General features: G+C 71.2%; 12 protein-coding genes. 7 read left to right on the top strand and 5 right to left on the bottom strand.

Annotated features, from left to right (window positions below; translation table 11 throughout):
* Nucleotides 1-56: 56 nt before the first annotated feature.
* Together ACFYW9_RS07790 and ACFYW9_RS07785 are read left to right on the top strand one after the other, a co-directional pair.
* Nucleotides 57-1,010, top strand: a complete 954-nt coding sequence (locus ACFYW9_RS07790; RefSeq protein ID WP_389146127.1) for a cytochrome c oxidase assembly protein — start codon at nt 57-59, stop codon at nt 1,008-1,010.
* Between the two features lie 122 nt (nt 1,011-1,132).
* On the top strand, nt 1,133-1,291 hold the full coding sequence (locus ACFYW9_RS07785; protein ID WP_351865750.1) for a hypothetical protein: 159 nt from the start codon (nt 1,133-1,135) through the stop codon (nt 1,289-1,291).
* 67 nt (nt 1,292-1,358) lie between these two features.
* On the opposite strand, the gene ACFYW9_RS07780 is transcribed toward ACFYW9_RS07785, so the two are convergent.
* From ACFYW9_RS07780 to ACFYW9_RS07765, 4 genes are read right to left on the bottom strand one after another with little or no spacing between them, the layout of a single operon-like run.
* Nucleotides 1,359-2,564, bottom strand: coding sequence for a histidine kinase (locus ACFYW9_RS07780; RefSeq protein ID WP_351865752.1), 1,206 nt, complete (start codon nt 2,562-2,564; stop codon nt 1,359-1,361).
* A complete protein-coding gene (locus ACFYW9_RS07775) occupies nt 2,561-4,330 on the bottom strand; it encodes a cation acetate symporter (protein ID WP_389146123.1) in 1,770 nt (589 codons plus the stop codon). Before ACFYW9_RS07775 ends, ACFYW9_RS07780 begins: the two co-directional genes overlap by 4 nt.
* A gap of 3 nt (nt 4,331-4,333) precedes the next feature.
* Complete coding sequence (locus ACFYW9_RS07770; RefSeq protein WP_351865756.1) at nt 4,334-4,693, bottom strand: hypothetical protein; 360 nt, start codon at nt 4,691-4,693, stop codon at nt 4,334-4,336.
* Between the two features lie 10 nt (nt 4,694-4,703).
* Nucleotides 4,704-5,459 (bottom strand): LytTR family transcriptional regulator DNA-binding domain-containing protein, encoded by a 756-nt coding sequence (locus ACFYW9_RS07765; protein WP_351865759.1) that lies wholly within the window; start codon nt 5,457-5,459, stop codon nt 4,704-4,706.
* Nucleotides 5,460-5,557: 98 nt separating this feature from the next.
* Between ACFYW9_RS07765 and ACFYW9_RS07760 the strand changes: the two genes are divergently transcribed.
* From ACFYW9_RS07760 to ACFYW9_RS07740, 5 genes are all read left to right on the top strand, one after another.
* Nucleotides 5,558-6,061: an Lrp/AsnC family transcriptional regulator gene (locus ACFYW9_RS07760; protein WP_351865762.1), complete on the top strand. Its 504-nt coding sequence runs from the start codon at nt 5,558-5,560 to the stop codon at nt 6,059-6,061.
* Nucleotides 6,062-6,186: 125 nt separating this feature from the next.
* Entirely contained in the window at nt 6,187-6,999 is an 813-nt protein-coding gene (gene ddaH / locus ACFYW9_RS07755; RefSeq protein ID WP_389146118.1) for a dimethylargininase, read from the top strand.
* Complete coding sequence (rocD, locus tag ACFYW9_RS07750; RefSeq protein WP_351865765.1) at nt 6,996-8,246, top strand: ornithine--oxo-acid transaminase; 1,251 nt, start codon at nt 6,996-6,998, stop codon at nt 8,244-8,246. The genes ddaH and rocD overlap by 4 nt, the downstream gene beginning before the upstream one ends.
* A 99-nt stretch (nt 8,247-8,345) precedes the next feature.
* A complete protein-coding gene (locus ACFYW9_RS07745) occupies nt 8,346-9,071 on the top strand; it encodes a lysophospholipid acyltransferase family protein (RefSeq protein WP_389146113.1) in 726 nt (241 codons plus the stop codon).
* 55 nt (nt 9,072-9,126) lie between these two features.
* Entirely contained in the window at nt 9,127-10,140 is a 1,014-nt protein-coding gene (locus ACFYW9_RS07740) for an NAD-dependent epimerase/dehydratase family protein (RefSeq protein ID WP_389146727.1), read from the top strand.
* Between the two features lie 69 nt (nt 10,141-10,209).
* Here the strand turns inward: ACFYW9_RS07740 and ACFYW9_RS07735 are convergent, their stop codons facing one another.
* Entirely contained in the window at nt 10,210-11,814 is a 1,605-nt protein-coding gene (locus ACFYW9_RS07735) for an alpha/beta hydrolase (protein WP_389146110.1), read from the bottom strand.
* Nucleotides 11,815-11,960 lie beyond the last annotated feature (146 nt).

Below are 11,960 nucleotides of genomic sequence, written 5' to 3'. Positions count from 1 at the left end.
CCTCCCCCAGTGCCGTAAAAGGGCCGGGGAGGCACCCCAGAAACAGGAGCCGGCGGATGGATCACAGCGGGCACGGCATGACCATGGATCTGCCGCCGTTCACGCTGGGGCGGGGGCTCGAGTGGTCCGCGGACCCGTTCTTCCTCGTCGCGTGCCTGCTCGGGCTCGGCCTGTACGGCTGGGGGGCCGTCCGGCTCGCCCGGCGCGGCGACGCCTGGTCGTGGGGCCGTACGGCCGCCTTCGTCACCGGCGTGCTGACCGTGATGCTCGTCATGTGCACCAGGCTGAACGACTACGGCATGGTCATGTTCAGCGTGCACATGGTCCAGCACATGGTGATCAGCATGCTGTCCCCGATCCTGATCCTGCTCGGGGCACCCGTCACGCTGGCGCTGCGCGCGCTGCCGGTGGCCGCGAAGCGGGGCAGCAAGGGGCCGCGTGAACTGCTGCTGATGTTCCTGCACAGCCGGTACATGCGGATCGTCACGCACCCGGCGTTCACCATCCCGATGTTCATCGCGAGCCTGTACGCGCTGTACTTCTCCCCCGTCTTCGACTTCCTGATGGGCTCCACCGCGGGCCACATCGTGATGATGTGCCACTTCCTCGCCGTCGGGCTGGTCTTCTTCTGGCCGATCATGGGCGTGGACCCGGGCCCGCACCGCCCGGGCTATCTGATGCGGATGCTGGAGCTGTTCGCGGGGATGCCGTTCCACGCGTTCTTCGGCATCGCGCTGATGATGGCCTCGGGACCGATGGTGGAGTCGTACAAGAATCCGCCGGCCTCCCTCGGCGTCGACGCGCTCGCCGACCAGACCGCCGCCGGCGGGATCGCCTGGGCGTTCAGCGAGATCCCCTCCGTCCTCGTCCTGCTCGCGCTGCTCTTCCAGTGGTACAACTCCGAGCAGCGGCAGGCCAAGCGCATGGACCGCGCCGCCGACCGGGACGGCGACAAGGAACTCGAGGCCTACAACGCCTACCTGGCCTCGCTCGACGCACGCAGCCGCTGAATTCCGGCTCCGCCGGGGGACCGGGAGTCCGGCACGGCCCTGGCGAAGCGCGTCCCTCCGGGTGAAAATGGCCCCAAAGGCCACGGCCCGCGCCGCGGACCCGCCTGGAGGAGGGTGCTGCGATGCCCGGTTCGACGAAGACGATGGGGGTGCTCACCGTGGGCGGGCTCGTCGTGGTGACGGCCTACACGGTGGCGCTGGGCAGCAACGGCTGGCTGTGGTTCGGCTGGGTCGTGCTCGGCCTGATCACGCTGGGGATGGTGGTCACCCGCAGCACCTGACCGCGAGCCCGTCGCACCGACCGGGCCTCTCCCCCGGTCCGCCGGGTCCGTCCGCCGGGTCCACCCGTCACTGCCGGGGGCGGCCGGCCGCCGAGTGCACGCCGGGCTGGTACTTGGGGAGCCGGGCGGTGATCTTCATTCCCGCTCCCACCGCGGTCTCGATGACCAGGCCGTGATCGTCGCCGTACACCTGACGCAGCCGTTCGTCGACGTTGGAGAGGCCGATCCCCCCGGAGGGGCTGGCCTCGCCGGACAGGATGCGGCGCAGCCGTTCGGGGTCCATGCCCACGCCGTTGTCCTCGATGACCACGAGCGCCTCCGCTCCCGCGTCCTGCGCCGTGATGCTGATGTGGCTCTTGTCGGTCTTGCCCTCGAGTCCGTGCTTGACGGCGTTCTCCACCAGGGGCTGGAGGCAGAGGAAGGGCAGCGCGACCGGCAGCACCTCCGGTGCGATCTGGAGGGTGACGGACAGCCGCTCGCCGAAGCGGGCCCGGACGAGTGCCAGATAGTGGTCGATGGCGTGCAGCTCGTCGGCGAGCGTGGTGAAGTCTCCGTGCCTGCGGAACGAGTAGCGGGTGAAGTCGGCGAACTCCAGGAGGAGCTCGCGGGCGCGCTCCGGGTCGGTGCGGACGAACGAGGCGATCACGGCGAGCGAGTTGAAGACGAAGTGCGGGGATATCTGGGCGCGCAGCGCCTTGATCTCCGCCTCGATCAGCCGTGTCCGGGACCGGTCGAGGTCGGCCAGTTCCAGTTGGACGGATACCCAGCGCGCGACCTCGCCGGCGGCGCGTACGAGAACCGCGGACTCGCGGGGCGCGCAGGCGACGAGTGCTCCGTGCACCCGTTCGTCGACGGTGAGCGGTGCGACGACGGCCCAGCGCAGCGGGCAGTCGGGCTCGTCGCAGGTCAGCCTGAAGGCCTCGCCCCGGCCGGTCTCCAGCGGGCCGCCGAGACGTTCCATGACCTCGGCGCGGTGGTGGGCGCCGACGCCGTCCCAGGCGAGGACCGTCTCCTGGTCGGTGAGGCACAGGGCGTCCGTGCCGAGCAGGGTCCGCAGCCGGCGGGCGGACCGGCGGGCCGTCTCCCCGGTGAGTCCGGCGCGGAGCGGGGGCGCGGCGAGCGAGGCGGTGTGCAGGGTCTCGAAGGTGGCGTGCTCGACCGGGGTGCCGAGTCCTCCGAGGTTCTCGGGCCGCGCGGTACGCCTGCCGAGCCAGAATCCGGCCGCCAGCAAGGGGAGCACGGCCACACACAGCCCGGCGACGAATCCGCTCACCGGCTCACCGTCCCGCCGGTCTCCTTCGTGCCCGCCGGGGCGCCGACCGCCGCGCGGACCTGGCCGTCCGTGAGTTCCTCCGGGAGGTGGAAGCGGGCGAGGATCGCGGCCGTGCCGGGCGGTACGCGGGCGGCGGTGGCCAGGGAGACCAGCACCATGGTCACGAAGCCGAGCGGCACCGACCAGAGCGCCGGCCAGGCGAGCAGGGCGCGCAGGGAGCCCGTCGTCCCCGGATAGCCGGCCATGGTGGCGCCGACGGCGACGAGGGCCGCGCCGCCGCCGCCGATCATCCCGGCCGCCGCCCCGGGCGGGGTGAGCCGCCGCCACCAGATGCCGAGGACCAGCAGCGGGCAGAAGGAGGACGCGGACACGGCGAACGCGAGCCCCACCGCGTCGGCGACGGGCAGCCCTCCCACCAGCACGCTCGCGGCGAGCGGTACGGCCATCGCCAGGACGGTGCCGAGCCGGAAGTGCCGTACCCCGCGGGAGGGCAGGACGTCCTGGGTGAGCACCCCGGCGACCGCCATGGTGAGCCCGGACGCCGTCGAGAGGAACGCGGCGAAGGCGCCACCCGCGACCAGCGCCCCGAGCAGGTCCGCGCCGACTCCGCCGATCATCCTGTCGGGCAGCAGGAGGACGGCGGCGTCCGCGTCGCCGGTGAGGCTGAGTTCGGGGGCGTACAGCCGGCCCAGCGCTCCGTAGACGGGCGGCAGGAGATAGAAGGCGCCGATCAGGCCGAGTACGGCGACGGTGGTGCGGCGGGCGGCGACACCGTGCGGGCTGGTGTAGAAGCGGACGACGACGTGCGGGAGGCCCATCGTGCCGAGGAAGGTGGCGAGGATCAGGCCGTAGGTGGCGTAGAGCGGGCGTTCCTCGCGGCCGGCGGCCGGGGAGGTCGCCAGGGCGTCGTCGCTGCCCCGTTCGGCCGCCGGGACCGGCGTGCCCCGGTCGAAGGTCAGCCGGGTGCCGCCGTCGACGCGGTGGGTGCCCCGCGGGAGCCGGACGCGCGTGCCCTCGTACCGCCGGCCGTCGACGGTGCCCGTGGCGGTGACGGTCAGTGGCCGGGTGAGCTTCAGGTCGAGTGTGGAATCGATCCGGACGAGGCGCTGTTCGCGGAAGGCCGGCGGTTCCTCGAAGGCGTCGCGGGGGGCGCCGTGGGACTGCCAGGCGAGGATCAGGAAGAGCGCGGGGACGAGCAGGGCGGTGAGCTTGAGCCAGTACTGGAAGGCCTGGACGAAGGTGATGCTGCGCATGCCGCCGGCCGCGACCGTGGCCACCACGACGACGGCGACCAGTACCCCGCCGAACCAGTCGGGGGCGTCGGTCAGCACCGCGAGCGTCAGTCCCGCTCCCTGCAGTTGGGGCAGCAGGTAGAGCCAGCCGACGCCGACGACGAACGCCCCGGCGAGCCGTCTGACGGCCTGGGAGCCGAGCCGGGCCTCCGCGAAGTCGGGCAGGGTGTAGGCGCCGGAGCGGCGCAGGGGTGCCGCGACGAAGAGGAGCAGCACGAGATAGCCGGCGGTGTAGCCGACCGGGTACCAGAGCATGTCGGGTCCCTGGACGAGCACGAGGCCGGCGATGCCCAGGAAGGAGGCGGCGGAGAGGTATTCGCCGCTGATCGCGGCCGCGTTGAGCCGGGGGCCGACGGTGCGCGAGGCGACGTAGAAGTCGGAGGTGGTCCGGGAGATGCGCAGCCCGAACGCGCCGACCAGGACGGTCGCGAGGACGACGAGGGCGACGGCGGGAACGGAGTAGTTCTCGTCCACGGTTCAGCGGTCCTCGACCAGGCGCACGAGGTCCCTCTCGTTGCGTTCCGCGCGCCGCACGTACCAGCGGGCGAGCAGCACGAGCGGCGGGTAGAGGCAGAAGCCGAGGACGGCCCATTCCAGGGTGGCCCCGTCCGGCATCGCGGCGAAGACCAGCGGCAGTGGTCCGACGAGCAGGACCAGGACGGCGAACGTGACGCACGCGGCCCGGAATTGACTGCGCATCAGGGACCGCACATAGGTGTGGCCGAGGGTGGTCTGCTCGTCGATCTCGGTCCTCGGCCGGTAGTAGCCGGACGTCCGGCGGGCGCGCCGGGGCACGCCGGTGACGACCACGCGGCGTTCGGTGGGGTCCTGCGGCACGCGGTGCTCCTCAGCTCGTGGTCCGGCGCAGCAGCAGATCGCGCAGTTGGCGGGCGTGGCGGCGGCTGACCTGGAGTTCGACGGAGTCGACGAGGACACTCACCGTGCCCGCGTCCAGGCGGAGTTCGCCGATGTGACGCAGGGCGACGAGGTGGCGCCGGTGGATGCGGACGAAGCCGCGGGGGCGCCAGCGTTCTTCGAGGGTGGACAGCGGGATGCGGACCAGGTGGCTGCCCTGTGCGGTGTGCAGCCGGGCGTAGTCGCCGTGGGCCTCGACGTGGGTGATGTCCTCGACGGCCACGAAGCGTGTCACTCCGCCGAGTTCGACGGATATCTGGTCGGGGTCGGGCTCGTGGACGGGGATCAGGGGTGTGGTGTCGCGCAGTTGGGCGGCCCTGCGGACCGCCTCGGCGAGCCGTTCGCGGCGTACGGGCTTCAGGACGTAGTCGACGGCCTTGAGTTCGAAGGCCTGCACGGCGAACCCCTCGTGGGCGGTCACGAACACGACGAGCGGCGGCTGGGCGAACCCGCCGAGCAGCCGGGCCAGGTCGAGCCCGTCCAGGCCGGGCATGTGGATGTCGAGGAAGACGACGTCGATCGCCTCGGGGCCGCCGGGGCCCGACTGGAGGGCCCGGTTGATGCGGCGCAGCGCCTCGGTCGCGTCGCTCGCGCCCTCGGCGCTGGAGACCCGGGGATCGGCGTTGAGCAGATACAGCAGCTCCTCGAGGGAGGGTTGTTCGTCGTCGACGGCGAGCGCGCGCAGCATGAGAGTGGAGTGTAGGAGCGATTCGCGTGGCTGGACACGTGCGGGACACGGCCGTCGCCGCCGACCGGGTGGTGGTCACCGCTGGATACAGTGCGCCCATGAGCAGCAAGCCCGCGATGTTCGACGAGCTCGACCGCAAGATCATCACCGCTCTGATGGCCAATGCCCGGACGAGCTTCGCGGAGATCGGCGCGGCGATCGGGCTGTCCGCGACGGCGGTCAAGCGCCGTGTCGACCGGCTGCGCGAGACCGGCGTGATCACCGGGTTCACGGCCACGGTGAAACCCGCGGCGCTCGGCTGGCGCACGGAGGCGTACGTGGAGGTGTACTGCGAGGGCGCGGCCCCGCCCAGGCGGCTCGCGGAGGTGGTGCGCAACCATCCGGAGATCACCGCGGCGATGACGGTGACCGGGGGCGCGGACGCGCTGCTGCATGTACGGGCCGTCGACGTGGAGCACTTCGAGGAGGTCCTGGAGCGTATCCGGGTGGAGCCGTTCATCCGGAAGACGATCAGCTACATGGTGCTGTCCCATCTGCTGCCCGAGGCCCCGGAGGCCGGGGCGACCCACGCGGCTCCCGATGACGCAGGAAACGTGCGCTGAACCTGCCGTTCACGCAGCGGTCCTGCGTATATGCGCAGCTCTCGTCGCTTGTCGTGCCTGGCCCTCACTTCTTACCGTGGAGGTATCCCACCAGCCGACACCGCAGGAAGCGGAGGAACCTCTCTGTGTCCGAAAGCCGTGTGCCGCGCCCCCGGCGCTTCCTCGTCTGCGACCCCAGACACTTCGCCGTGCAGTACGCGATCAACCCCTGGATGCGTCCCGACACCCCCGTGGACGTCGATCTCGCGCGAGATCAGTGGCAGGCGCTGATCAGCGCCTATCGCGCGCACGGCCACACCGTCGACTCCGTCGAACCGGTCCCCGGGCTTCCCGACATGGTCTTCGCCGCGAACTGCGCGCTCGTCCTGGAGGGCCGTGTCTTCGGCTCGTCCTTCCACGCGCCCGAGCGCCGCCCCGAGTCCACCGCGTACGAGACCTGGTTCAAGACGGCCGGCTTCGACGTCTACCGCCCGGAGTCGGTGTGCGAGGGCGAGGGCGACCTCGTCCCGACGAGCCGCTACATCCTCGCCGGTACGGGATTTCGCACCACGCCCGAGGCCCATCGCGAGGTCCAGGAGTTCTTCGGCGTCCCGGTGATCAGCCTGCGCCTGGTGGACCCGCACTTCTACCACCTGGACACCGCGCTCTTCGTCCTCGACGAGGACAACATCGCGTACTACCCGGAGGCGTTCTCGCCGGGCAGCCGCGAGGTGCTGAGCCGGCTGTTCCCCGACGCGGTGCTCGCCACCCGTGAGGACGCCCTCGCCTTCGGCCTCAACTCCGTCTCGGACGGCCGCCACGTCTTCATCGCGCCGCGCGCCGAGGCACTCGCCGACCGGCTGGTCCACCATGGCTACGTCCCCGTCCCCGTCGACCTGTCGGAGTTCCACAAGGCCGGCGGCGGCATCAAGTGCTGCACACAGGAGATCCGTTCATGACCGCTCCCGCCCGTGCGACCGAGCCCGCCGGCGCAGGCACCCGCAGCTCCGAGGAACTGATCCGGGCCGAGGGCCCCGTCCTGGCGCACAACTACCACCCGCTGCCCGTGGTCGTCGCGCACGCCGAGGGCACCTGGGTCGAGGACGTGGAGGGGCGGCGCTATCTCGACATGCTGGCGGGCTACTCCGCGCTCAACTTCGGCCACCGCAACCCGGTGCTGATCGAGGCGGCGCACCGCCAGCTCGACCGGCTCACCCTGACCTCACGGGCCTTCCACAACGACCAGCTGGCCGGATTCGCCGAGTCCCTGGCCGCGTTGACGGGCCTGGACATGGTCCTGCCGATGAACACGGGCGCCGAGGCGGTGGAGAGCGCCATCAAGGTGGCCCGCAAGTGGGCGTACGAGGTGAAGGGCGTCGAGCCGGGCCGGGCCACCATCGTGGTGGCGGCCGACAACTTCCACGGCCGTACGACCACGATCGTCAGCTTCTCCACCGACGAGACGGCCCGCGCGGGCTTCGGGCCCTTCACGCCCGGCTTCCGGGTCGTGCCGTACAACGACCTGGCCGCGCTCGAGGCGGCGGTCGACGAGACGACGGCCGCGGTGCTGCTCGAACCCATCCAGGGCGAGGCGGGCGTGATCATCCCGGACGACGGCTATCTCGCCGGCGTCCGCGAGCTCACCCGCCGCACCGGCTGCCTCTTCGTCGCGGACGAGATCCAGTCCGGGCTCGGCCGCACCGGCACCACCCTGGCGGTGGAGCACGAGTCGGTCGTCCCCGACCTGCTGCTGCTCGGCAAGGCACTGGGCGGCGGCATCGTGCCGGTCTCCGCGGTCGTCGGCCGCCGGGACGTGCTGAGTGTGCTGCGTCCGGGTGAGCACGGCTCCACCTTCGGCGGCAATCCGCTGGCCGCGGCGGTCGGATCGGCGGTCGTGGGCCTGCTGGAGACCGGCGAGTACCAGCGCACGGCGGCCGAGCTGGGCGCCCTGCTGCGGGACGGACTGACGGCCCTGGTGGGCCGGGGCGTCGAGGGCTTCCGGTCACGGGGGCTGTGGGCGGGCGTCGACATCGATCCCTCCATCGGCACGGGCCGCGAGATCAGCCAGGGCCTGATGAACGAGGGAATTCTGGTCAAGGACACCCACGGCTCGACCATCCGGCTGGCGCCGCCGCTGACCATCACGGCCGCGGAACTCCGGTCGGCTCTCGGGTCTCTCGAGAAAGTCCTGACGCAAGGAGTCTGATACCGGCCAAGAGGCCACAGAGAGTGACACCACGCTGGTTACGCCCGGCGACGGCCGCGCCTACACTGATCGCTCCCGGGGAAAACGAGGAGTGCCCCAGTGTTCTATTACGTGCTCAAGTACGTGCTTCTGGGTCCGTTGTTGCGACTGGTCTTCCGGCCCCGGATCGAGGGCCTTGAGCACGTACCGTCGTCGGGCCGGGCCATCGTGGCCGGCAATCACCTGTCCTTCGCGGACCACTTCCTGATGCCGGCGATCCTGAAGCGCCGGATCACCTTCCTGGCGAAAGCCGAGTACTTCACCGGACCCGGCATCAAGGGACGGCTGACGGCGGCGTTCTTCCGCAGCGTCGGCCAGATTCCGGTGGACCGGTCGGGCAAGGAAGCGGGACAGGCCGCCATCCGCGAGGGCCTCGGCGTGCTGAACAAGGACGAGCTGCTCGGGATCTACCCCGAGGGCACCCGCTCGCACGACGGACGCCTCTACAAGGGCAAGGTGGGTGTCGCGGTGATGGCCCTGCGGGCTCAGGCCCCGGTCGTCCCCTGCGCCATGATCGGCACCTTCGAGGCCCAGCCCCCGGGCAGGAAGCTCCCGCGGATCCACCCCGTGGTGATCCGCTTCGGCAAGCCGCTCGACTTCTCGCGCTATGCCGGGATGGAGGGCGAGAAGGCCGTCCTGCGCGCCATCACCGACGAGATCATGTACGCCGTCCTGGCGCTCTCCGAGCAGGAGTACGTCGACCGGTACGCGGCCGACGTCAAGGCCGAGGAAGCGGCGGAGAGGGCCGAGGCGAGCCGCAGGTTCCCCCGAATGCCGATGAGTTGACCCGTCCGGGAACCCACATGTACGTCCTGTACGTTTCTTACGTATGAGACGTGCTGTGGTGATCGGAGCGACAGGACAGATCGGACGCGCGGCCGTGACGGCGCTCGCCCGGGACGGCTGGGAGGTGACGGCCGCTTCGCGGGGCGGCCGTCGCGACGACGGCTGGCCCGCCGGGGTGCGCACGGCGGCGTTCGACCGGGAGGACGACACCGCGTTGGCCGCGGCGGTCGGCGACGGATGCGACGTACTCGTGGACATCGTCGCGTACGGAGCGGACCACGCGCGGCAGTTGACGGGGCTCGCCGGCCGGGTGGGCTCGGCCGTCGTCATCTCCAGCGTGTCGGTGTACGAGGACGACAAGGGGCGCGGTTTCGACACGCAGTCCGAGCCGGACGGCTTCCCCGCGTATCCGGTGCCGATCCCGGAGAGCCAGGGGACCGTGCGCCCCGGTGAGGCCACGTACAGCACGCGCAAGGCGGCCCTGGAGCGTGAACTCCTCGCCGCGGGCGACCGGTTGCCGACGACGCTGTTGCGGGCGGGAGCCGTCCACGGCCCGTACGGCCGCACGCCCCGCGAGCTGTATGTCGTCAAGCGCAATCTGGACGGACGCCGCAGGCGGATCCTCGCGTACGGCGGCGCGAGCCGTTTCCATCCGGTGAGCGTCCACACCCTCGCCGAGCTGATCCGGCTGGCCGCCGCACGACCGGGCTCGCGCGTCCTGAACGCCTGCGACCCCGACGCGCCGACCGTGGCCGAGATCGTCCGTGCCGTCGACGCGGTGATGGGCGCCCGGACGGAGGACGTTCTCGTCGACGGGCCTCCCCCGTCCCCGACGGTCGGCGACACCCCCTGGTCGGTCCCCCTGCCCGTGGTCTGCGACATGAGCGCCGCCGAGAGGGAGCTGGGCTACCGCCCCGTGACCCGGTACGCCGACCGGCTCCCGGAGACGGTCGCCTCGATCGAGCGGCACCTCGCGGGGAAGGACTGGCGTGCGGCGTATCCCGCGATGGCCAGGAACTACGGGGACCTCTTCGACTACGCGGCGGAGGACGCCTGGCTCTCCTCCTGAGGCGGTGCCGTCACGGCGCACGCCGGAGGGGGCGGCCGGTCGGACCGGCCGCCCCCTCGTGGGCGAGTACTACGGCTGCGGAGTGGCGTGCGGCGCGCACGTCACGTCGGCGGCGTCCGTCTTGCCGGTGAGCAGGTAGGAGTCCACCCGCCCGTTGACGCACGGGTTGACCAGTCCGGTCACACCGTGCGAGCCCGCGCCCTGCTCGGTGATCAGGCGGGAGCCCTTGAGCCGCTTGTGCAGTTCGACGGCGCCGGTGTACGGGGTGGCGGCGTCATTGGTGGACTGCACGATCAGGACGGCCGGCAGACCCTTGCCGGTCTTCACGTTCACCGGGGTCTGCTGCTTGACCGGCCAGGTGGCGCACGGCAGGTTCATCCAGGCGTTCGCCCAGGTCATGAAGGGATACTGCGCGTGGAGCCGCGTGTTGTCCCGGTCCCACTTCTTCCAACTGGTGGGCCACTGCGCGTCGGTGCACTCGACGGCCGTGTACACGGCGTTGCCGTTCTCCGAGGAGATGTTGCCCGCCGTGTCCGTGAGGTCGGGGGACGCGGCGTCGACGAGCGCCTGGGTGTCACCGGCGACGTACTTGCTGAACACCGAGGCGGTCGGCACCCACGAGGAGTCGTAGTACGGGGCGCTCTGGAAGAAGGAGATCAGCTCGGCGGGGCCGACGACGCCGCCCAGCGGGGCCTTCTTCGCGGTGGCACGCAGCTTCAGCCACTGGTCCTGCACCTTGGCGCGGGTGTCACCGAGGTGGAAGGTCGCGTCGTTCTTGGCGACCCAGTCCTCCCAGTCCTTCCAGCGGCCCTCGAAGGCGATGTCCTGCTCCAGGTTGGCCTGGTACCAGATGTTCTCGCGCGACGGGTTGACGACGCTGTCGACGACCATGCGGCGCACGTGGCCCGGGAAGAGCGTGCCGTAGACGGCCCCGAGGTAGGTGCCGTAGGAGACGCCCAGGTAGTTGAGCTTCTTCTCGCCGAGCGCGGCCCGGATGACGTCGAGGTCGCGTGCCGTGTTGGGCGTGGTCATCTGCGCCAGCACGGCCTTGCCGCTGCGCTTGGCGCAGCCGTCGGCGTACTCCGCGGCCAGCTTGCGCTGGGCCCGCTTGTCGGCCTCGGAGTCCGGGACCGGGTCCGCCTTGGGCGCCTTGACGAACTCCTGCGGGTCGATGCAGGAGATGGGCGCCGAGTGGCCGACTCCGCGCGGGTCGAAGCCCACGAAGTCGTACGCCTTGGCGGTGTTCGCCCACAGCGGGGCCTTGGTGGTGACACGGCGCGGGAAGCGCATGCCGGAGCCACCGGGGCCGCCCGGGTTGTAGACGAGCGCGCCCTGGCGCTCCTCCTTGGTACCGGTGTTCCCGATGCGGTCCACGGCCAGCTTGAGCTGCTTGCCGTAAGGGTGCGCGTAGTCCAGCGGCACGCTCACCCAGCCGCACTGGATCGGCTTCTCGAAGCCCCAGTCGGCCGGGCAGTCCTGCCAGTCGATCCCGGCCTTGGCGGCCCGCTCGGCGGCGACGGCCGCTCCGCGCTGCTCGCGGCTCTGCCCGTGGCCGTGCCGCGAGTCCGCGGTGGCCGACGGGGCCGCGACGGCGCCGGCTATCAGGGTCGCGGTGACGAGCACTCCGGCCGAACCGAGCGCTGTCACCTGTTTCGTGGGTCGCTTGGACCTCAAGTGTGACCTCCCCGTACATCATTGCGATTGGTACGGGGATCCTTTCGGCTGTGAGGCCCCTGGGAACAGACGTGACCGGTGTTCTTTACCAATCCGATAGCCGGTACGACGTGTTCCGGTGAGCGGTGAACCTGATGTGAAAGGCC

It is taken from the genome of Streptomyces sp. NPDC002698 (assembly GCF_042888945.1).
In the GTDB taxonomy this organism is placed as follows: Bacteria; Actinomycetota; Actinomycetes; order Streptomycetales; family Streptomycetaceae; genus Streptomyces.
The sequence above is the reverse complement of the archived record's forward strand: the minus strand, read 5'-3'. Positions and strand labels throughout refer to the sequence as shown.

Bases quoted from the DNA above. Each gene is read 5' to 3' on its own strand.
- rocD (WP_351865765.1), top strand. From the start codon at position 6,996: ATGACCGCTCCCGCCCGTGCGACCGAGCCCGCCGGCGCAGGCACCCGC.
- ACFYW9_RS07765 (WP_351865759.1), bottom strand. From the start codon at position 5,459: ATGCTGCGCGCGCTCGCCGTCGACGACGAACAACCCTCCCTCGAGGAG.
- ACFYW9_RS07790 (WP_389146127.1), top strand. From the start codon at position 57: ATGGATCACAGCGGGCACGGCATGACCATGGATCTGCCGCCGTTCACG.
- ACFYW9_RS07760 (WP_351865762.1), top strand. From the start codon at position 5,558: ATGAGCAGCAAGCCCGCGATGTTCGACGAGCTCGACCGCAAGATCATC.
- ACFYW9_RS07785 (WP_351865750.1), top strand. From the start codon at position 1,133: ATGCCCGGTTCGACGAAGACGATGGGGGTGCTCACCGTGGGCGGGCTC.